The sequence below is a fragment of the Mesorhizobium sp. BR1-1-13 genome, from assembly GCF_020165515.1.
GTDB lineage: Bacteria > Pseudomonadota > Alphaproteobacteria > Rhizobiales > Rhizobiaceae > Mesorhizobium.
Genome location: NZ_JAIUIH010000010.1, coordinates 125490 through 144546 on the forward strand (window position 1 = coordinate 125490; position 19057 = coordinate 144546).

The window sequence follows — 19057 nt, forward strand, 5'->3', positions numbered from 1 at the left end:
CGTTTAACGCGTCAAAATATTAGAAAGATGAAGGCCGTGACCGGCCTTCGCTATCACGCTTCCGGAGTTTCCGCCGCCGGAGTTTCGCCGAGCACCGGCTCGACCGGAGCTTCCACCGAGGCGCCGATGTCGACACCCAGCGCGCCCTGCTGGCGGGCGATGCCGTCGATGGCAGCCTTCGCGATCAGGTCGCAATAAAGCTGGATGGCGCGCGCGGCGTCGTCATTGCCCGGGATTGGGAAATCGATCTTGTCCGGATCGCAGTTGGAATCGATGATGGCCACGACCGGAATGCCAAGGCGCTTGGCCTCGAGGATCGCGATCGCTTCCTTGTTGGTGTCGATCACGAACATCAGGTCGGGTGTCGAGCCCATGTCCTTGATGCCGCCGAGAGCCTTGTCGAGCTTCTCGCGCTCGCGGTCGAGGTTGAGACGCTCCTTCTTGGTCAACCCTTGCGCCTCGCCGGCCAGCATCTCGTCGAGCTTGCGCAGGCGCTGGATCGAGTTCGAGATCGTCTTCCAGTTGGTCAGCATGCCGCCCAGCCAACGCGAGTTGACATAGTACTGGGCCGAACGCTGCGCCGCATCGGCGACGATATCGGATGCCTGGCGCTTGGTGCCGACGAACAGTACGCGGCCGCCCTTGGCGACGGTGTCGGAAACCTGCTTCAGCGCCTGGTGCAGCAACGGCACCGTTTGGCTGAGGTCGATGATGTGGATGTTGTTGCGGGCGCCGTAGATGTAGGGCGCCATCTTCGGGTTCCAGCGGTGGGTCTGGTGGCCGAAGTGAATGCCAGCTTCCAAAAGCTGGCGCATGCTGAAATCAGGCAGAGCCATTCTCATTTTCCTTTCCGGTTAGCCTCCACGGACACAGGCATTTCGGACGAAGTCCTCGATGCCACCGGAGGTTTCAGCCGGATTTCTCCCGGGCAGACACCAAAGTCCGTGTGTGGAATGAGCGCGCATATAGAGGGGAAGTGCTCTAAACGCAAGCGCAACGACACATTGCGGCGCGCCTGCGGCGATCCGCGCGTGCTTCAACGCTTTGTCTTACCCTTTGGCACCCTCACCCGCCGGAAGATCGCAACGATCTCCTCGCGGCTGCACTCGATGGCGCCGAGCCGGACCGCGCGGTCGCGCTCGAAACCGGTTATGTCATAATGCGGCGCCGATGTCTTCGGCGGCCCCTGGTAGGATGAGCGCTTGATGCCGAGTTGCGCGGCGAAACGATGCAGTTCATCGGTGTCGTCGGCCATCAGATGGCACCAGCGATGACCAACCCATTTCCAGATCGCCGCGTCGACATAGACCGCCATGAGGCTCGCCGCATTCCTTCTTTCGCCGACCGGTGCCCGCGACGAGCGATGATAGAAGGGATTCGCACAGAAGATGAAGCGGCCGGCGGCCTCGAGAAGGTGAGAAGCCGCCGCGGCGCTTTCAAGCCGTGGACCGCGACGCCGCCGCGTCGAGGCAAGTCGAAGCTTATTTCGTCGGGCAGGCCTTCGTCTGGTCGAACAGCGACAGATTGACCAGCTTGCCGGTCATGGAGAAATCGCCATAGTCCATGGTCAGATCGCGGGTGATGCCGTTCTCGTGCAGCTTGAAGCTGATCCGGTATTCCGGCGTCTCTTCTCCGTTCTTGGCACTGTCGTCGAAATAGGCGATGTCGACCGGCCAGTATTTGTCGGTGGCGAGCTTGGCCAGCGCCGGCGCTTCCGGATCGGCCTTGTCGGCATCGGTCCTCTTGCCGACGACGACGGTGGTGGACATCACCTTGTTGGCGTCCTCGGAACCGTCGAACAGATTGGTTTGATAGAAGTTTTCACCCTTCTCGGCCTTGTCGATCAATTCGACCAGGTGCTGGGTCGGAAACTGGGTGGCGGCAAGTTCCAGGCTGTTCTTCTCGGGCTTGTCGATATCGACCTTCAGCCCTTTCGTTTCCTTCGTGGCGACGCCCTTGACCTCCTTGTCGAGGTTCTGGTCGACAAAGGATTTGGTCACGAACGAGAAGGTCTTGCCTTCGGCGTCTTCGAACGTCGTCGTCTGCTGATCGGTCAGCTTGGTGTTGTCGCTGGTGGCGATTTGGGTGACAAAGCGGAATTTCACCGTATAGCCTTCGCAGGCCGAGCCGTTGAATTCATAGACCATGCGACCGGTAATGCCAGTGATGCCGGAGCGGTCGTCCGCCTTCTTGAGGGTAAGGTCGTAGACGGCGCGATGCGCCTGCAGCGCCGGCACGGCGAAAGCGGGACCTATCGAAAAGACCGCCGACAACAGGACGGCATGGAATGCAAGGCGCGTTGCGCGCATGAGAGGCTCCGATCGTCGCGGCTGATGGCAGGCCGCAGGGAAAGATGGTCCAGCTTAAAAAAAGTCGTGGCGGAAGCGAGGCAAAAATAGCAATTTCGGCCCGGCCGGCGCGGTGCCTTCCAGCAATAGGGAAAAGCAATGAGTGAAACAATCGAAAAGCGGCTAAACGACCTCGGGGTCGCCATTCCCGCGGCCGCGGCGCCTGCCGCCAATTACGTGCCGCATTGCAGGACCGGAAATCTGCTTTTCACCGCCGGACAATTGCCGCTCAAGGACGGCAAGCTGCAGGCGAGCGGACTGCTTGGCCGCGACGTCGACACAGCAACCGGCAAGGAAGCGGCAAAATACTGCGCGATCAACATTCTGGCGCAGGCCAAGGCAGCACTTGGCGATCTCGAGAAGATACGCCGGCTGGTCAAGATCACAGTCTTCGTCGCCTCCGCGCCGGATTTCGTCGAGCAGCACCTGGTCGCAAATGGCGCCTCCGATTTCCTGGTGGCGGCGCTCGGCGACCGCGGCAAGCATGCCCGTTCCGCCGTCGGCACGGCTTCGCTGCCGCTTAATGCCGCCGTGGAAATCGAAGCGATCTTCGAAGTCGAGTGAGCGAGCCTGACATGACCGACCTTTCCTGGCTGATTGCCCGGCCTGTCGCCCATCGCGGCTTTCACGACATGAACAAGACGCGCTGGGAAAACACCCTCTCCGCCTTTGCCGCCGCGGCCGAACGCGGCTATGCCATCGAATGCGACGTACACCTGTCGTCGGACGGAGTTCCCGTCATTATCCATGACGGGGACTTGCAGCGGCTGACTGGGCACGACGGTTTCGTCTGGCAGCGTACGGCGGCCGAACTGGCGGCGCTCAAGGTCGGGGGCACGTCTGATCATGTGCCGACATTGAGGGAGGTGCTCGATCTGATCGACGGCCGGGTGCCTTTGGTGGTCGAACTAAAAGGCGTGGCTGGATATGACAATGGCCTGGTGGCGAGCGTCGGCAGGCTGCTCAAGCGCTACAAGGGCAAGGTGGCGATCATGTCGTTCGACCACTGGCTGATCCGCGATTTCGCCAGGGATGCGCCGGGCATCCCGGCTGGATTGACCGCCTATGGCAAGGACGACAGGCTGATCGAAGCGCATTTCGCCATGCTGGCGCATCAGATCGCCTTCACCTCCTACGCAGCGGGCGACCTGCCGAATTCATTCGTCAGCTTTGTCCGTGAACGGCTCAAAATGCCGGTCATCACCTGGACGGTGCATGACCAGCCGGCGGTCGACCTTACATTCAAATATGCGGACCAGATGACGTTCGAAGGGTTCGAGCCCGATCTGGTCAAAGTCGCTTGAGGCAGGGTGCCTAGAACGTGACTTGTAGCGGTCCGGATGGAGCTTAAATAAGCCTCATGGATCAGGGCGATAACGGCGACGGGCAAACGGTTGATGCGGAGTATGCGATCCGCATTGCGGCGGGCATCGGCGCCTTCACCTGCGAAGAGTGGAACGGTTTCGCCGGGACCACGCGCAGCGATGCCGAAAACGGTTATAACCCCCTCGTTTCATATGCTTTCCTGAGCGCACTCGAGGATTCCGGGTGCGCCGTGCGGCGCACTGGCTGGCAAGGTCATCATCTCAGGCTGGAGAATGGTCAAGGCACGCTGCTCGGCGCGGTCCCCTGCTATCTCAAGTCACACAGCCAGGGCGAATATGTGTTCGATCACGGCTGGTCGGATGCCTTCGAGCGCGCCGGCGGCCGTTATTATCCCAAGCTGCAATGCTCGGTACCGTTCACGCCGGTCACCGGCCCTCGCCTGCTGGTGAGCAGGGGCCAGCATTCCGGCACCGTCAAGGCCGGGCTCGCCGCGGGATTGAAAGCGGTGACGGAAAAGCTCGGCGTCTCTTCCGCGCATGTCACCTTCGCGCAGGAGAGCGACGTGGACGTGCTGGAGGCGGCGGGCTTCCTACATCGCACTGACCAGCAGTTCCACTTCTTCAATGAAGGCTTTTCGAGCTATGACGATTTCCTCGCCACGCTCGCCTCCCGCAAGCGCAAGGCCATGAAGAAGGAGCGCCGCGAGGCGCTTGCCGACGGCATCTCCATCGACTGGCTTACCGGCAAGGACCTTACCGAACGGGCCTGGGACGACTTCTTCGCCTTCTACATGGACACCGGCAGCCGCAAATGGGGCCGGCCCTATCTGAACCGCGAATTCTTCTCTCTGATCGGCGAGCGCATGGCCGATGACATCCTGCTGGTGATGGCCAGGCGCAACGGCCGCTACATTGCCGGGGCTATTAATTTCATTGGCTCGGATGCGCTCTACGGCCGCAACTGGGGCTGCATCGAGGATCATCCGTTCCTGCATTTCGAGGTCTGCTATCACCAAGCCATCGACTTCGCCATCGAGCGTAAGCTGAAGGTGGTCGAAGCGGGCGCACAGGGCGAACACAAGCTGGCGCGCGGCTACCGACCGGTGACCATGCATTCGGCGCATTACATCGTCCATCCCGGCCTGCGCAACGCCGTCGCCGACTATCTCAGGCGCGAACGGCGCGAGGTGGAACGCATGGGCGAATATCTCGAAGAGCACACACCGTTCCGCAAGGATCTCGAGGAGTAGGCCATCCCACGAGGCAGGAGCATATGTCAGGTTCGGCATCCCTTGGGTTGGCCGTGCACGCCTGTGGAGATCGGCTTCATCGATCTCCCCTGATCGCCTTGCCGCTCACAAGAGGCTTCGCTACACCATTAGCGAGGCACAATCCGGAGCGTTCGCCATGGCCGAAACCGCCTATGACACCGACAACATCTTTGCCAAGATCCTGCGCGGTGAAATTCCCTCGCACCGCGTCTACGAGGACGAAGCGGTCGTTGCCTTCATGGATGTGATGCCGCAAGGGCCGGGCCATACGCTGGTCGTGCCGAAGATGCCGTCGCGCAATCTGCTCGACGCGGACCCGGCAACGTTCGGCCCCCTCTTCGCAGTCGTCCAGAAGGTGGCAGTCGCTGTCCGCAAGGCATTCAAGGCCGACGGCGTCACCGTGATGCAGTTCAACGAGCCGGCTTCCGGGCAGACCGTCTATCACCTTCACGTCCACGTCATTCCGCGCTTCGAAGGCATCGCGCTGAAGCCGCATACGGGCCAGATGGAGAAACCCGAGGTGCTGGCCGAGAATGCCGGCCGGATAAAGGCGGCGATGCCGCTATCCTGACGCCTGGCTCAAGCGGCTCCCAGCAACTGCGGTCGTCTGGGGAGATTGCCCAGTTGCGCATCGAAAAGCATGAACCCGTCGCCAGGACATCAGCGGGATCGCCATTCCGTCGAGCACATCAATCAGATTATGCCCGCCGCAGATGAGGATCGGGCCGGGCGGCTGAGATTCATTCTCATCGCCGCTGAGCGCGCGATCAGGACAGCTTGTCTGCGGAGAACGCCGAAAGCCTCTCAAACGCCGTCGGAGACTCTACATTTTGCCGGAGCCGCCCGCGGATCGCATCCGCACATTGTGCTGGCGTCAGAAGCGATGTGTCGACTTCCAGATCGTACACGCCAGGCCGGTGTACCTCCTCCTGCCACAGACGCACCGCCAACGGTACCGGGTCGTCAGGCGATCCCGCCACATATCCCCTCCCCGCCGGACTGTCGGCGCGCCTCTGCATGATGATTTCGATCGGGCAGCGGACACCCACGAACAGAACCGGCAGGCCTGCGAGGCGCCGGGCGCAATCGACAAGGCAATCAAGGGGTTGCGAATAGCTGTCGTGATGGCCGAGATCGGCCACGACATTCAACCCCATTCGGCTATGGGCCGCGATCGATTCGTAAAGCGCGGCATAGAACCTAGGCACGAGACCTTCAAGATCCGGGCGCTCGCCGCCGGGCCGCAAACCTATCCCCGGGCGACAGCGCGGCGGCGTGACCTGTTCATAGCTGTCGACGCCCAGGTTCATCCATGGGCCCTCGAAGCTTTCCTGAATTGCCCGCACGATGCTCGACTTTCCCGATCGCGGCGCGCCGTTGAGGATGATGATCTGGCCGGCCATAGCCACCCCGTTTGTGCCAACAAAAAAGCCCCGTTTCCGGGGCTTTTTCGAGGGAGTGACTATCAGCTCTTGCGCGGCAGTTGCGGCACCAGGCTGCGCTTGCCGCCGTCCTTGCCCTTGGGCTCGGGCTTCTGCGCGACGGCCTTCTTGGCCGTCGGCTTCTTGGCCACTGCCTTGCGCTGCTTGGGGCCGTCTTCCGGTTCTTCCTTCTTGGGCTTCACCGGTGCCTCGTCGGCAAGCGATTCGAGCTTCAAGCCGGTCTCGCCGGTTTCCTTCTTCTCGACGCTGACGCGCACCGTGCCGCCCTTCTTGAGCTTGCCGAACAGCACTTCGTCTGCCAGCGGCTTCTTGATGTGCTCCTGGATGACGCGGCCGAGCGGACGTGCACCCATGCGCTCGTCATAGCCCTTGTCGGCGAGCCAGGCGATCGCATCCGGCGACAGGTCGAAGGTGACGCCACGCTCGGAGAGCTGAGCCTCCAGCTGCATGACGAACTTCTGCACCACCTGATGGATGACCGGCACCGGCAGCGAGCCGAACGGGATGATCGCATCGAGACGGTTGCGGAATTCCGGCGTGAACAGCCGGTTGATCGCCTCGACATCGTCGCCTTCGCGCTTGGTCGAACCGAAACCGATCGCCGCGCGCTGCGCATCCGACGCGCCCGCATTGGTGGTCATGATCAGGATCACATTGCGGAAGTCGATCTGCTTGCCGTTGTGGTCGGTCAGCTTGCCATGGTCCATCACCTGCAACAGGATGTTGAACAGGTCCGGATGTGCCTTCTCGACCTCGTCCAGCAGCAGCACGCAATGCGGATGCTGGTCGACGCCATCGGTCAAAAGACCGCCCTGATCGAAGCCCACATAGCCGGGAGGCGCGCCGATCAACCGAGAGACCGTGTGGCGTTCCATGTATTCCGACATGTCGAAACGGATCAGCTCGACCCCGAGCGAAGCGGCCAATTGCTTGGCGACTTCGGTCTTGCCGACGCCGGTCGGACCCGAGAACAGGTAGGAGCCGATCGGCTTCTCCGGTTCGCGCAGGCCGGCACGGGCCAGCTTGATCGCCGAGGTCAGCGCGGTGATGGCGGTGTCCTGGCCGTAGACGACGCGCTTCAGCTCGATGTCGAGCCCCTGCAGCACCTTCTCATCGTCGGCCGAAACCGTCTTCGGCGGGATGCGCGCCATGGTGGCGATCGTCGCTTCGATCTCCTTGATGCCGATGGTCTTCTTGCGCTTGGCCTCCGGCACCAGCATCTGCGAGGCGCCGGTCTCGTCGATCACGTCGATCGCCTTGTCCGGCAGCTTGCGGTCGTTGATGTAGCGCGCCGACAGCTCAACCGAAGCCTTGATGGCTTCCGTCGTGTAGCGGACCTTGTGGAATTCCTCGAAATAGGGCTTCAGGCCCTTCATGATCTCGATGGCGTCCTCGATGGTCGGCTCGTTGACGTCGATCTTCTGGAAGCGACGTACGAGCGCGCGGTCCTTCTCGAAGAACTGGCGGAACTCCTTGTAGGTGGTCGAACCGATGCAGCGGATCGCACCCGAAGACAGTGCAGGCTTCAACAGGTTCGACGCATCCATGGCGCCGCCCGACGTCGCGCCGGCGCCAATGACGGTGTGGATCTCGTCGATGAACAGCACAGCGCCCGGATAATCCTCGAGTTCCTTGACGACCTGCTTCAGCCGCTCCTCGAAATCGCCGCGATAGCGAGTGCCGGCCAAAAGCGTGCCCATGTCGAGCGCGAAGATGGTGGCGTTGTGCAAGACTTCCGGAACATCGCCTTCTACGATGCGCTTGGCGAGGCCCTCGGCGATCGCCGTCTTGCCGACGCCGGGATCGCCGACATAGAGCGGATTGTTCTTGGAGCGGCGGCACAGCACCTGGATGGTGCGGTTGATCTCGGACTCGCGCCCGATCAGCGGATCGATCTTGCCGGCCTTGGCTTTGTTGTTGAGATTGACGCAATAAGCGGTCAGCGCGTCCTGCTGCTGCTTCTTCTTGCCGCCTTCCTCTTGCGGCTCGGCGCCGTTCGCGCCGCCCTGCTCGTCATCGGCGCCGCGCGGCGAACGCGTCTCCGACGCGCCCGGACGCTTGGCGATGCCGTGCGAGATGTAGTTGACCGCGTCGTAACGGGTCATCTGCTGTTCCTGCAGGAAATAGGCGGCATGGCTCTCGCGTTCGGCGAAGATGGCGACGAGCACGTTGGCGCCCGAGACCTCTTCGCGGCCGGACGACTGCACATGGATCACCGCGCGTTGGATGACGCGCTGGAAGCCGGCGGTCGGCTTGGAATCCTCGTCATAGCCGGTAACCAGATTGTCGAGCTCGGTGTCGATATAGGTGAGAACAGTGTGCTTCAACTCGTCGAGATCGACATTGCAGGCGCGCATGACGGCGGCCGCCTCAGTGTCGTCGATCAGGGCGAGCAGCAGATGTTCAAGGGTTGCATATTCATGGTGCCGCTCGTTGGCGAGCGTCAGCGCTTGGTGAAGCGCCTTTTCCAGGCCTTGGGAGAAAGCCGGCATGTTACCTCACTTCTTCTCCATCACGCATTGCAGCGGATGCTGATTCTGTCGGGCGAAATCCATGACCTGGGACACTTTGGTCTCGGCCACCTCGAATGTATAGACCCCGCACTCGCCCACTCCATGATTGTGAACATGAAGCATGATGCGTGTGGCGGCTTCGCGGTCCTTCTGGAAAAAACGCTCCAGCACGTGAACCACGAACTCCATCGGTGTGTAGTCGTCGTTCAGGATGAGGACCCGATAGAGGCTGGGTTTCTTGGTCTTGGTCTTTGTGCGCGTGATGACCGCCGTGCCGCGGCCGGCCTCATTGCCGTCGCCGCTGCCGTTCTGCATCCGTGCCCTGGTGGCAGTAAAACCGATCGTCACGTAATCCTGCCTCTTTCGAATCCTCATGCGAGTTCGACATGTAGGTGTTCGATGGATGATTTTAAGCCCTTCTGGTTAGCTGACAATATGGCTAGGTGCCCAACTTGGCCGATTTTCGCAATCGTGAAGGCGAGCCAGGCCCCTGATCGGAAATTGACACGAAAAAACCCGGCCGCGCTTGCGCGGCCGGGCTCTGTCTGGGCCCAATGGGCCAAATCTCGGTACTGCCGGACGAATTATTTCGCCTTGGCAACGATCGATTCGAACGGCTTATAGGCTTCCTTGGCGAGTTCGGCATAGAGGTCGCCGATCTTGGTGGCCTCGGCGACGAACGCCTCATAGGACTGCTTGGCATAGTCGGACTGGACCTCGATCGCCTTGTCGAGCGACTTGGCCGAGACAATCTTCTCGAAAGCGGCGCTGCCGGCCTCGAAGCTCTTCTTGGTGTATTCGCCGGCCTCGGCTGCAATTGCCTGCGCGCCCTTCGACAAGGAGGCAAAGCTCTTCAATCCGGTGTCGGCGAACTCTTTGCCGTATTTGCTGAAGTCCTCATAGGTCTGCGTCATTTCAATTCTCCCTGGACGGTTGATGCGCCCTGCCCCGAGCGCCTTGTGCAATGCACCCGAATATATTGTGCGGCGCACAAAAGTCAAGAAATCGCCTGCTTCCGTCCTAGCCAGTGTGGGCAATCGCTAAAATTCGAATAAACAGAGGCTCAAACCACCAGAAAATGGTGAACGCGGCGGTTACCATAAACGGATTGGTAACGCTGCCCCGATAGCTTGCCCAGAAGTGAGGCAGGATCCCTTTGCCGCCTCCAGCGCAACAAGAAATTCAAAGGAACTATCAGTGCGTCAGGCGTTGTCGGGCATCGTTTCCAAATCCGCGTCCCCTTTCAAAACGGTCATGATCATCGCCGTGGCGATGACCATCGTCGTTGCAGGTGCGGCCTCGTCGCTCGCCGCGAAGTCCGCGGCCATCGTGGTCGACGCCAAGACCGGCAAGGTGCTCTACTCCTCGGATGCCAACGCCCGGCGTTATCCCGCCTCGCTCACCAAGATGATGACGCTTTATTTGACTTTCGAGGCTCTTGCCAAGGGCAAGATCAGCCGGAACTCGCCGGTCGTCTTCTCGGCTCATGCCGCGGCAGAGCCGCCGACGAAGCTTGGCGTGAAGCCGGGCGGGTCGGTGGCGGTCGAGACCGCCATCCTGTCGATGGTGACCAAATCGGCCAATGATTCGGCCACCGCGCTCGGCGAAATGCTCGGCGGCAACGAGACCAACTTCGCCCGCATGATGACTGCCAAGGCGCGGCAGCTAGGTATGACCGGTACCGTGTTCCGCAACGCCAACGGCTTGCCCGATCCCGGCCAGTTCACCACTGCGCGCGACATGGCAACGCTCGGCATCGCGCTGCGCGAACATTTCCCGCAATATTACGGCTATTTCTCGCAGCGCTCCTTCCTCTACGGCCGCCAGCGCATCAATGGCCACAACCGCCTGCTTGGACGCATCAAGGGCGTCGACGGCATCAAGACCGGTTACACCCGCGCTTCGGGCTTCAACCTGGTTTCATCGGTTTCCGACGGCAACCGTCGCATTGTCGGCGTGGTCATGGGCGGCACCTCGGGCAGCAGTCGCGACAATCAGATGGCGGCCTTGATCAACACCTATCTGCCGCGGGCATCGACCCGGGGCGGCGGCGATCTGGTCGCCAAGACCGATAGCGGCAACCCGGTGACGGCATTGGCCAAGGTGCTGTTGCCCAAGCACGACGCACCGACTCCGGACGAGAAGCCGGTGGCGGTGGCAAGCGCCGATGACGCGGCCGAAGCCGTTGCCGACGACGCGACGGTTGCCCAGGGCGACAGCGATGACGCCGACGATACCGCAGCCGCAGAACCCAAACTGGTTGTTCCGGCAAAGAAAGTGAAGACGGTTATCGTCTCTGCCCCCAAGGTCGCCACGGCACAGGTGGTGTCCGCTTATGCCGAGCCGACGCCGGCCGTCGACCCGGTCAACACCGCGTCGGTACCGTCGGGTTGGGCCATTCAGGTCGCCTCGTCGCCGAAACAGTCCGAAGCCCAGGCCTTCCTCGACAAGACCACCAAGCAGGCGCCCAAGGTACTGGCAGATGCCTCCGGCTTCACCGTCGCCTTCGACAAGGACGGCGTCACCTACTACCGCGCCCGCTTCGGCGGCTTCGGTTCCAAGACCGCGGCCTGGAAGGCCTGCACTGCCCTCAAGAAGAAGAAAATCGAGTGCTACGCCGTCCAGCAGTAGGGGCGGCGTCGAAGATATCTCCCGGAAAATTTCTGCGTCGAAGGAGACTAATCGTGATTGGAGAGCAAGACGTCCTTGGCTTCGTTGATCCGCGCCGCCAGGAAAGACGTGCCGCCGATATCGGGGTGCAGGCGTTGCATCAGGCGGCGGTGCGCCTTGCGGACATCCGCCGCGGCGGCCCCCGCTTCAAGACCAAGGACCTTGTAGGCCTCCTCCTTAGTCATGGCGCCCGGACCTGGCGCAATACCCAGCCCTTCGCCACCGTGCGCCTCAGCGTTTTTGCGCCAGATGGGAAATCTGCCGTCAAGATACGTCTCTAGCAGTTGCCGGCTTTCCGGGTCGCCGGAGAGTTCGCGAAACAGCTGCAGCAATTCGGCTTTGCCCATCGCACCAAGCATCTTGCCTTCGTGGCGGCCTGCCAGGACAAGGCCTTCAAGGCCGCCTGTATCGTGATCGAGGTCCATTTCCAGCGCCGCTGTGCGGACGGTCGAGCGTCTCCGCGCCGGCATCGCGGCTCGCCGGTTCAGCCGCATCGAGCCGTACCAGGCGATCGCGGCGAGCAGGATGATGCCGCCGAGACCGCCACGCCCGACCAGCAGAACGGCGCCGCCGACCAATGCCAGCAAAACCGGCCCAACCTTCCTCATGTCGCCTGCAAGCCGGCTCGGGTCGGCCCGCACGAAAGCCGTTGCCAGGCCCATCAGCACCAGCAGCAATGCGACGACAACGATGATCGCGCCCATCATGTTCGACTGCCCCGCAAATGGCCGGCGACCAGCCGTATTTCCAGACTATTCCTGAACATGCGCAAGCCGCCACCGGGCGCAGTTCCTGCGCCGCAATCATGACCTTGCGCGACGCATGGTCCGCATCCCACCACACCGCAGCGCGATGTGGTCGGCGTGGATGCGTCAGATATCGAAACCGGATGGTTCCTATCGCTCATGATTTTCAAGATGTGGCGTTGTCGCGACGCTTGCAAGTCCAACGGACAGCAACATTGAGGGCCAGCAACCGCAGTCCGCCTATGCGGGCCGACCCTGCCGCCAGATTGCCCGGAAGCAAGCCAATGGGCTGCTCGGAACAAGCCGATGGTGATTCAAAGCAGGCCCAGATCGGCGAGTTCGCGCCGGAGTTTCGGCGGCATTTCGACATGCCCCGGCTTGCCCTTGCCGAGATCGGCAGGTGCATCTGACGGCTTTAGATAGCGCCAGCCCTGAAAGGCGCGGCGCGGCTGCCAGTCGGTGCGCACCACTTGCGGATCCAGCATCAGATGGCAGCGGCCGATGCCCTCGTCATCGGTGAACGGCCGGATCTCGGTGACCAACTGGCGGCATTGGACGCTGCCCTTGATCACCCAGTAGAGCGAGCCGCCGTCGATAATCTCATCGCCACGCGTCGGCACCATGCGGGTGGTGTGCCAATGCTCGGTCGGTTCGCCGGCACGGCGCCGCTCGTCGAGGCGGAACGCGATCCATTCTTCGAGATCCTCGACGCTGTCGCAGCCGACGCAGAGCTTTAGGAGGTTGAGAGCCATGCGCGAAGATTTAATCCGTCGCACGGATGCGTCAACGGCCCGAGCAAGTTCTCCACAGTGCCAGCGGGCTCAACACTCCACCACATTGACCGCCAGCCCGCCGAGGCTGGTCTCCTTGTACTTCTCGTTCATGTCGAGGCCAGTCTGGCGCATCGTCTCGATCGCCGCATCCAGCGGCACGAAATGGGTGCCGTCGCCCTTGATGGCAAGCGAGGCGGCCGTCACCGCCTTGACAGCGCCCAGCGCGTTGCGCTCGATGCAGGGCACCTGCACCAGCCCGCCGACCGGATCGCAGGTCATGCCCAGATGGTGCTCCAGCGCGATCTCGGCGGCGTTCTCGACCTGTTCGGGCGTGCCGCCCATGACGGCGCACAGGCCGGCCGCCGCCATGGCCGAAGCGGAGCCGACCTCGCCCTGGCAGCCGACTTCGGCGCCGGAGATGGACGCATTGGACTTGATGATGCCGCCGACGGCGGCTGCCGTGAGCAGGAAATCGCGAATGCTGGGCTGGTCGGCCTCGGGATGGAAATGCAGCCAGTAGCGCAGCACCGCCGGCAACGTGCCGGCCGCGCCGTTGGTCGGCGCGGTGACGACGCGCCCGCCGGCCGCATTCTCCTCGTTGACGGCCATGGCATAGATCGACAGCCAGTCATTGGCGAGCAGCGGATTGGGCCGGTTCTGCTGCCACTGCTCCTGCAGCTTGTCGTGCAGTTGCCTGGCCCGGCGGCGCACCTTCAGCCCACCCGGCATGATGCCGTCCTGCGACAAGCCGCGGTCGATGCAACTTTTCATGGCACCCCAGATGGCGTCGAGGCCGGCGTCGAGCTCCTCGCGCGACATTTGTGTTTCCTCGTTGACCCGCTTCATCTCGGCAATGGAAAGGCCGCTCTTGCCAGCCATCTTCAGCATCTCGAGGGCGTTCTTGAAGGGATAAGGGACTTTCTTGCCTTCGGTCGTCACCGAACCCTTGGCTTTCATCCGCTGCAGCTCTTCCTCCGAAACCACGAAGCCGCCGCCGATCGAATAGTAGATGCGCTTGAGCAGCAGGCGGTCGCCGGCGTCATAGGCATAAAACGCCATGCCGTTGGCGTGGCCCGGGAGCGGCGTCTTGCGATCGAGCACCAGATCGCTGGCCGGATCGAAACGGTAGGAGGGGTGGCCGGGCGGTAAAACCAGCTTGTCGGCGGTGATGCGAGCGACAATGCCGTCCGCCTGGTCAGGGTCGACCGTCTGCGGCGTCTGGCCGGCAAGGCCGAGAACGACGGCACGGTCACTGCCATGGCCGATGCCCGTATAGGCGAGCGAGCCGTGCAGGCTGGCGCCGATGCGGGCGACCTTGGCGCCGGCCGGACGCGGCCAGTCGTCTCCGGCGATCTCGTCGAGGAAACGGCGGGCGGCCGTCATCGGTCCCATCGTGTGCGAACTCGATGGTCCGATGCCGATCTTGAACAGGTCGAAAACCGAAAGGAACACGCGCCACAATCTCCCGAAGCCGCTCTGGGACTACATATAGGAACTCCTGCGATGTTTCCGCTGTTTTGAACGGCGCGGCGCAGCGCCTGCCGACCTTGTTTGCTCCGGCAGCGACATATCCGTCGCTGCCGCGGACGGTCGAAGCAATCGCACTGAATGTGATAGGTTCCGCCAATGGGCGATTCCCTCGATCTTTCGACAGCCGATCTCGTGGCGTTGGCGTTCTTCCTCATTGCGTGGGTTTTGCATACGCTCGCCTCGGACGGTGTGCTGGTCAGCCGCATGTCCCTGACAACGGCGATGAATGCGCAGCGGCAAGCCTGGATGCGCACGATGGCGGAACGTGAGATACGCATCGTCGACACAGCCATCATGGGCGGCTTGCAGCAAGGCACCGCCTTCTTCGCCTCCAGCTCCCTGATCGCGCTTGGCGGCTGCTTTGCCTTGCTCGGTGCCTCCGACCGCGTCCTCGAGGTGTTGAGCACCCTGCCTCTGGGCGGCGCCCCGTCGCGCTCGGCTTTTCAGATCAAGGTGCTGGGGCTGGTGCTGATCCTGGCGTTTTCGTTCTTCAAGTTCGGCTGGGCCTACCGTCTGTTCAACTATTGCTCGATCCTGATCGGTGCCGTGCCGATCCCGCATGGCGAAGCCTCGCGCAACCCGGTCACCGAAACGGCGGTGTGGAGGGCGGCGCAGATGAACATGCTGGCAGGCAAGCATTTCAACTCCGGCCTGCGCGGCGTGTTCTTTTCGATCGGCTATCTCGGCTGGTTCGTCGATCCGCTGGTGTTCGTGCTGTCGACGCTTCTGCTCCTGGCCGTTCTGGTGCGGCGCCAGTTCTTCTCGGCGGCGCGCCGCGCCGTGATCGGTCAGCCGCCGGGTGCGGGAAAAGGCTGATCGATGCGGCCGGACAGCCAATAGGCGACCAGCCCGATCCATTCGCGGATCGCTGTGGTCGTGGCCTGCAGCGAATCGGCTGGATTGTCGCGGAACAGGCCGATGCCTTCGCGTCCCGACGTCCGATAGTCGACCGGCCAGGGAACTGTCGCGAAACCGGCCTTGTCGAACAGCGCCTTGGCGCGCGGCATATGGTAGGCCGAGGTCACCAGCAGCCAGGTCTCGCCCAGCTTCGGCGTTATCAAGGCCTTGGTGAAGACGGCGTTCTCATAGGTGTTGCGGGATTTTTTCTCGAGGATCAGGCGCTCCGGTGCCACGCCCAGCGCGCCAAGCAGGCGCGGTGCGGTTGTGGCATCGCCCTCGGCATCGAGGAACAATTCACCATTGCCGCCGGAGACGACCACCTTGGCATCGGGAAAGCGCCGCGCCAGCACGGCCGTCTCGACCATCCGGTCGCCGCCGCTGTTGAGCTCGTAGCCGCCGCGAACCAGATTGATGCCGCCTTCGAAGCCGCCACCGAGCACGACGATGCCATCGACCCTTTCCGGCAATGGCGGGCGCGCAAAACGCTCCTCGAGCGGATTGAGCATCAAGGCGCCGAGCGAGGTCCAGGCCGAAAGCGCCAGAACCAAAAACGCCAGCACGCCGCCGGTGGCGGCCAGCCGCCGGCGGCCGAAAAATGCCGCGACCAGCCCCGCCAGCAGCAGGAAGATCGTCAGGTTGAGCGGCTGGATAAAGAACCAGAAGATTTTCGAAAGATAAAAGAACATCCCTCACCCCTCAGATGAGAAACGATCCTACCACCACTTCTCCGGCTGGAACGTTCCGGCCGCCTGCTCGATGACGGCAGCGGTCTGGAACAGCGTCTCTTCCTCGAACGGCCTGCCGATCAGCTGCAGGCCAAGCGGAAGCCCCTTGGGGTCGAGGCCGGCGGGCACCGCAATGCCCGGCAGGCCCGCCATGTTCACGGTGACGGTGAAGATGTCGTTCAGGTACATCTTCACCGGATCGGAAGCCATGTCCTCGTCCGCGATGCCGAAGGCGGCAGATGGCGTCGCCGGTGTCAGGATGACATCAACGCCAGCGGCAAAGACGTTCTCGAAGTCCCGCTTGATCAGATTGCGCACCTTCTGCGCCTGCAGATAGTAGGCGTCGTAATAGCCCGCCGACAGCACATAGGTGCCGATCATGATCCGGCGCTTGACCTCGCGGCCAAAGCCGGCGGCGCGGGTCTTCTCATACATCTCGACGATGTCCTTGCCCGGGACGCGAAGGCCGTAGCGGACGCCGTCATAGCGCGCAAGGTTGGAGGAGGCTTCGGCGGGCGCCACGATGTAATAGGCCGGTAGCGCGTATTTGGTGTGCGGCAAGGAGATGTCGACGATCTCGGCGCCGGCATCCCTGAGCCAGGCAATGCCCTTCTGCCAAAGGGCCTCGATCTCCTCCGGCATGCCGTCGACGCGGTATTCCCGGGGAATGCCGACCTTCATGCCCTTGATCGGCTTGCCGATCGCCGCCTCATAATCCGGCACAGGCCGGTCGACAGAGGTCGTGTCCTTCGGATCGACGGAGGCCATCGATTTGAGCAGGATCGCGGCATCGCGCACGTCGCGGGCGATCGGCCCGGCCTGGTCGAGCGACGAGGCGAAGGCGACGATACCCCAGCGTGAACAGCGGCCATAGGTCGGCTTGATGCCGACCGTGCCGGTGAACGCGGCCGGCTGGCGGATCGAGCCGCCAGTGTCGGTGGCCGTGGCGCCCGCGCACAGGAAAGCCGAGACGGCGGAGGCCGAGCCGCCCGACGAGCCACCCGGCACCAGCTGCGCATTGTCCAGGGTGCGCGCAGTCCTGGTGCCGCCGGCCGAAACGAAGCCGCCATCGCCCTGATGCGTGGTCGGCATCACCATCGTATCGACGCGCGAACGCCGCCACGGGTTGACCACCGGCCCGTAATAGGACGTCTCGTTGGACGAGCCCATGGCGAACTCGTCCATGTTGAGCTTGCCCAGCATGACCGCTCCGTCGGCCCACAGGTTGGAGGTCACGGTCGATTCGTAATGCGGCTTGAAGCCGTCGAGCACATGGCTGCAGGCCTGGGTGTGCACGCCCTCGGTGCCGAATAGGTCCTTGATGCCGAGCGGAATGCCTTCCAGCGCACCGCCCTCGCCTTTGGCCAGCCTGGCGTCGGAGGCCTTGGCCATGTCGCGCGCCTTGTCGCCCGTCACCACGACATACGCGTTGAGCGCCGGATTGGCGCGCTCGATCGCAGCGAGATAGGCGTCGGCAATCTCGGTCGCGGTGATTTCCTTGGCGCGCAGCTTGGCGCGGGCCTGCGAAATCGTCAGTCGGGTCAGGTCGCTCATCAGGCAAGGCTCTTTTCGTAAAACACCGACCACTCGGAATCGGGATAATCCAGCACCGGACCGCAGCGCGAGAAGCCGGAACGTTCGTAGACGGCCCAGGCGGCAGGATGGCGATCGCCCGTCTCCAGCACCAGACGCTTCAATCCTTCCTCGCGCGCCAGCGCTTCGACACGCTCCACGATCCTGGCGCCGATTTTCTGGCCGCGATGGGTAGGCCGCGTGTACATGCGCTTGACCTCACCTACGGCACCGTCATGGCGCTTCAGCGCCCCGCAACCGATTGCAAGACCGTCGTCCCGGGCGACGAAGACCGTGGTGTCCCGGCCGGCCATCTGCTCGACGGTCAGATGATAGCAGTGTTCCGGCGGCGTCAGTTCGAGCAGCGTCTCGTTGAGCTCCGCGACCAAGCCGCGCACATCGTCCTGCAGCGGCGTCTCGATGGCGATTTCGATGGCCATCGGCCTGCTACTCCACGACCTTCGGCACGAGGAAGAAGTTCTCTTCCGTGGCAGGCGCGTTGGCGACAATGTCGGCAGCCTTGTTGCCGTCGGTGACGACGTCCTGGCGCTTCTTCATCTCCATCGGAGTTACCGAAGTCATCGGCTCGACCCCGGAAACATCGACCTCGTTCAGTTGTTCAACGAAGCCCAGTATGGCGTTCAGCTCGCCGGTCATGCGTTCGGCATCTTCCTCGCTCACCGCGATGCGGGCGAGACGCGCGACGCGCTTCACTGTCTTGACGTCAACGGACATGTTTGTGCCTCGGGAAAACCAGCCCCGGCCTATAGCGGCGCCGCGCGCGGCGCGCAACATGTGCATGCCCACAATCGGGCAAATGGCCTCACGGCGGCGCCATGCCCTCGCACAGATAGTAGCTGCCGCTGTTGCCGCTCGCCTCGCTTTCGTCTTCGATGGGCCGGACGGAGACGAGATCGATCTGCGTCGGGCTCATCTGCGTCACCGAGAGCACGTCGGGAAAGACGTAGCCCGGCTCCTGGCAAATGGCCGTCACCGCCCAGCTCGGCGAGCGTGTCGCCTTACTGATCTGCAAGAACTCGCAATTGTATTCGACCCCCTGGAGGCCATGGGCCGACAGCACGATGTTGCCGGCATCGATCAGCGTCTGCAGGGTGTCTTTCCTGGCCTGTGCGCAGAGCTCCTCGGACTTGAGGTAGACCCCTTCGATGAAATCGTCCGCGGCAAACGCCGGCGACGCTGCAAACAGCATCGAAACGCAAAGAGAGTTCCTCAAACCCATGG

General features: G+C 62.6%; 21 protein-coding genes. 6 read left to right on the top strand and 15 right to left on the bottom strand.

All coding sequences use genetic code 11. The features are described from left to right. Positions 1-53 precede the first annotated feature (53 nt). The 3 genes from rpsB to LB533_RS22105 all read right to left on the bottom strand — a co-directional run bounded on the left by rpsB (position 54) and on the right by LB533_RS22105 (position 2309). Positions 54-836, bottom strand: a complete 783-nt coding sequence (gene rpsB / locus LB533_RS22095; protein WP_140498708.1) for a 30S ribosomal protein S2 — start codon at positions 834-836, stop codon at positions 54-56. Positions 837-1036: 200 nt separating this feature from the next. Then, the gene (locus LB533_RS22100) at positions 1037-1315 is read right to left on the bottom strand and encodes a DUF4031 domain-containing protein (RefSeq protein WP_140638191.1); all 279 of its coding nucleotides are present in this window, start codon (positions 1313-1315) and stop codon (positions 1037-1039) included. 166 nt (positions 1316-1481) lie between these two features. Beyond that, positions 1482-2309 carry a cell envelope integrity EipB family protein gene (locus LB533_RS22105; protein ID WP_140638192.1) on the bottom strand — a complete coding sequence of 276 codons (828 nt, stop codon included), beginning with the start codon at positions 2307-2309 and terminating at the stop codon, positions 1482-1484. Between the two features lie 138 nt (positions 2310-2447). Here LB533_RS22105 and LB533_RS22110 point away from each other — a divergent pair, with 138 nt between their 5' ends. The 4 genes from LB533_RS22110 to LB533_RS22125 all read left to right on the top strand — a co-directional run bounded on the left by LB533_RS22110 (position 2448) and on the right by LB533_RS22125 (position 5515). Continuing rightward, a complete protein-coding gene (locus LB533_RS22110; RefSeq protein ID WP_224678228.1) occupies positions 2448-2912 on the top strand; it encodes a RidA family protein in 465 nt (154 codons plus the stop codon). An 11-nt stretch (positions 2913-2923) separates the two neighbouring features. Further along, positions 2924-3652 carry a glycerophosphodiester phosphodiesterase gene (locus tag LB533_RS22115; protein WP_224678229.1) on the top strand — a complete coding sequence of 243 codons (729 nt, stop codon included), beginning with the start codon at positions 2924-2926 and terminating at the stop codon, positions 3650-3652. Between the two features lie 56 nt (positions 3653-3708). Next, positions 3709-4923, top strand: a complete 1215-nt coding sequence (locus tag LB533_RS22120; protein WP_224678230.1) for a GNAT family N-acetyltransferase — start codon at positions 3709-3711, stop codon at positions 4921-4923. 157 nt (positions 4924-5080) lie between these two features. Further along, positions 5081-5515: an HIT family protein gene (locus tag LB533_RS22125; RefSeq protein ID WP_224678231.1), complete on the top strand. Its 435-nt coding sequence runs from the start codon at positions 5081-5083 to the stop codon at positions 5513-5515. Between the two features lie 196 nt (positions 5516-5711). Here the strand turns inward: LB533_RS22125 and LB533_RS22130 are convergent, their stop codons facing one another. The 4 genes from LB533_RS22130 to LB533_RS22145 form a co-directional block, all read right to left on the bottom strand. Further along, positions 5712-6347 (bottom strand): chloramphenicol phosphotransferase CPT family protein, encoded by a 636-nt coding sequence (locus LB533_RS22130; RefSeq protein WP_140638197.1) that lies wholly within the window; start codon positions 6345-6347, stop codon positions 5712-5714. A gap of 62 nt (positions 6348-6409) precedes the next feature. Next, the gene (clpA, locus tag LB533_RS22135; RefSeq protein ID WP_224678232.1) at positions 6410-8878 is read right to left on the bottom strand and encodes an ATP-dependent Clp protease ATP-binding subunit ClpA; all 2469 of its coding nucleotides are present in this window, start codon (positions 8876-8878) and stop codon (positions 6410-6412) included. Between the two features lie 6 nt (positions 8879-8884). After that, the gene (gene clpS / locus LB533_RS22140) at positions 8885-9214 is read right to left on the bottom strand and encodes an ATP-dependent Clp protease adapter ClpS (protein WP_027051901.1); all 330 of its coding nucleotides are present in this window, start codon (positions 9212-9214) and stop codon (positions 8885-8887) included. Positions 9215-9483: 269 nt separating this feature from the next. Next, on the bottom strand, positions 9484-9813 hold the full coding sequence (locus LB533_RS22145; RefSeq protein WP_140498728.1) for a phasin family protein: 330 nt from the start codon (positions 9811-9813) through the stop codon (positions 9484-9486). Between the two features lie 283 nt (positions 9814-10096). On the opposite strand from LB533_RS22145, the gene LB533_RS22150 reads away from it, so the two are divergent. Next, positions 10097-11530, top strand: a complete 1434-nt coding sequence (locus LB533_RS22150) for a D-alanyl-D-alanine carboxypeptidase (RefSeq protein WP_224678233.1) — start codon at positions 10097-10099, stop codon at positions 11528-11530. A gap of 47 nt (positions 11531-11577) precedes the next feature. On the opposite strand, the gene LB533_RS22155 is transcribed toward LB533_RS22150, so the two are convergent. From LB533_RS22155 to LB533_RS22165, 3 genes are all read right to left on the bottom strand, one after another. Beyond that, positions 11578-12276 carry a DnaJ domain-containing protein gene (locus LB533_RS22155; protein ID WP_181169265.1) on the bottom strand — a complete coding sequence of 233 codons (699 nt, stop codon included), beginning with the start codon at positions 12274-12276 and terminating at the stop codon, positions 11578-11580. A gap of 353 nt (positions 12277-12629) precedes the next feature. Next, positions 12630-13067 (bottom strand): DUF1489 family protein, encoded by a 438-nt coding sequence (locus tag LB533_RS22160; RefSeq protein ID WP_140638202.1) that lies wholly within the window; start codon positions 13065-13067, stop codon positions 12630-12632. Between the two features lie 69 nt (positions 13068-13136). Beyond that, positions 13137-14540, bottom strand: a complete 1404-nt coding sequence (locus tag LB533_RS22165) for an L-serine ammonia-lyase (RefSeq protein WP_224678234.1) — start codon at positions 14538-14540, stop codon at positions 13137-13139. Positions 14541-14714: 174 nt separating this feature from the next. On the opposite strand from LB533_RS22165, the gene LB533_RS22170 reads away from it, so the two are divergent. After that, the gene (locus LB533_RS22170; RefSeq protein WP_140638204.1) at positions 14715-15434 is read left to right on the top strand and encodes a DUF599 domain-containing protein; all 720 of its coding nucleotides are present in this window, start codon (positions 14715-14717) and stop codon (positions 15432-15434) included. Here LB533_RS22170 and LB533_RS22175 read toward each other — a convergent pair. From LB533_RS22175 to LB533_RS22195, 5 genes are all read right to left on the bottom strand, one after another. Further along, positions 15407-16204 (bottom strand): YdcF family protein, encoded by a 798-nt coding sequence (locus LB533_RS22175; protein WP_140638205.1) that lies wholly within the window; start codon positions 16202-16204, stop codon positions 15407-15409. The genes LB533_RS22170 and LB533_RS22175 overlap by 28 nt on opposite strands. A 27-nt stretch (positions 16205-16231) precedes the next feature. Further along, a complete protein-coding gene (locus LB533_RS22180; RefSeq protein ID WP_224678235.1) occupies positions 16232-17797 on the bottom strand; it encodes an amidase in 1566 nt (521 codons plus the stop codon). Next, the gene (locus LB533_RS22185; RefSeq protein ID WP_140638207.1) at positions 17797-18255 is read right to left on the bottom strand and encodes a GNAT family N-acetyltransferase; all 459 of its coding nucleotides are present in this window, start codon (positions 18253-18255) and stop codon (positions 17797-17799) included. Before LB533_RS22185 ends, LB533_RS22180 begins: the two co-directional genes overlap by 1 nt. A 7-nt stretch (positions 18256-18262) precedes the next feature. Further along, complete coding sequence (gene gatC / locus LB533_RS22190; RefSeq protein ID WP_027044576.1) at positions 18263-18550, bottom strand: Asp-tRNA(Asn)/Glu-tRNA(Gln) amidotransferase subunit GatC; 288 nt, start codon at positions 18548-18550, stop codon at positions 18263-18265. Between the two features lie 88 nt (positions 18551-18638). Next, entirely contained in the window at positions 18639-19055 is a 417-nt protein-coding gene (locus tag LB533_RS22195; RefSeq protein WP_140638208.1) for a hypothetical protein, read from the bottom strand. Positions 19056-19057: the final 2 nt, after the last annotated feature.

Bases quoted from the DNA above. Each gene is read 5' to 3' on its own strand.
- rpsB (WP_140498708.1), bottom strand. From the start codon at position 836: ATGGCTCTGCCTGATTTCAGCATGCGCCAGCTTTTGGAAGCTGGCATT.
- LB533_RS22100 (WP_140638191.1), bottom strand. From the start codon at position 1,315: ATGGCGGTCTATGTCGACGCGGCGATCTGGAAATGGGTTGGTCATCGC.
- LB533_RS22105 (WP_140638192.1), bottom strand. From the start codon at position 2,309: ATGCGCGCAACGCGCCTTGCATTCCATGCCGTCCTGTTGTCGGCGGTC.
- LB533_RS22110 (WP_224678228.1), top strand. From the start codon at position 2,448: ATGAGTGAAACAATCGAAAAGCGGCTAAACGACCTCGGGGTCGCCATT.
- LB533_RS22115 (WP_224678229.1), top strand. From the start codon at position 2,924: ATGACCGACCTTTCCTGGCTGATTGCCCGGCCTGTCGCCCATCGCGGC.
- LB533_RS22120 (WP_224678230.1), top strand. From the start codon at position 3,709: ATGGATCAGGGCGATAACGGCGACGGGCAAACGGTTGATGCGGAGTAT.
- LB533_RS22125 (WP_224678231.1), top strand. From the start codon at position 5,081: ATGGCCGAAACCGCCTATGACACCGACAACATCTTTGCCAAGATCCTG.
- LB533_RS22130 (WP_140638197.1), bottom strand. From the start codon at position 6,347: ATGGCCGGCCAGATCATCATCCTCAACGGCGCGCCGCGATCGGGAAAG.
- clpA (WP_224678232.1), bottom strand. From the start codon at position 8,878: ATGCCGGCTTTCTCCCAAGGCCTGGAAAAGGCGCTTCACCAAGCGCTG.
- clpS (WP_027051901.1), bottom strand. From the start codon at position 9,214: ATGCAGAACGGCAGCGGCGACGGCAATGAGGCCGGCCGCGGCACGGCG.
- LB533_RS22145 (WP_140498728.1), bottom strand. From the start codon at position 9,813: ATGACGCAGACCTATGAGGACTTCAGCAAATACGGCAAAGAGTTCGCC.
- LB533_RS22155 (WP_181169265.1), bottom strand. From the start codon at position 12,276: ATGATGGGCGCGATCATCGTTGTCGTCGCATTGCTGCTGGTGCTGATG.
- LB533_RS22160 (WP_140638202.1), bottom strand. From the start codon at position 13,067: ATGGCTCTCAACCTCCTAAAGCTCTGCGTCGGCTGCGACAGCGTCGAG.
- LB533_RS22170 (WP_140638204.1), top strand. From the start codon at position 14,715: ATGGGCGATTCCCTCGATCTTTCGACAGCCGATCTCGTGGCGTTGGCG.
- LB533_RS22175 (WP_140638205.1), bottom strand. From the start codon at position 16,204: ATGTTCTTTTATCTTTCGAAAATCTTCTGGTTCTTTATCCAGCCGCTC.
- LB533_RS22180 (WP_224678235.1), bottom strand. From the start codon at position 17,797: ATGAGCGACCTGACCCGACTGACGATTTCGCAGGCCCGCGCCAAGCTG.
- LB533_RS22185 (WP_140638207.1), bottom strand. From the start codon at position 18,255: ATGGCCATCGAAATCGCCATCGAGACGCCGCTGCAGGACGATGTGCGC.
- gatC (WP_027044576.1), bottom strand. From the start codon at position 18,550: ATGTCCGTTGACGTCAAGACAGTGAAGCGCGTCGCGCGTCTCGCCCGC.
- LB533_RS22195 (WP_140638208.1), bottom strand. From the start codon at position 19,055: ATGGGTTTGAGGAACTCTCTTTGCGTTTCGATGCTGTTTGCAGCGTCG.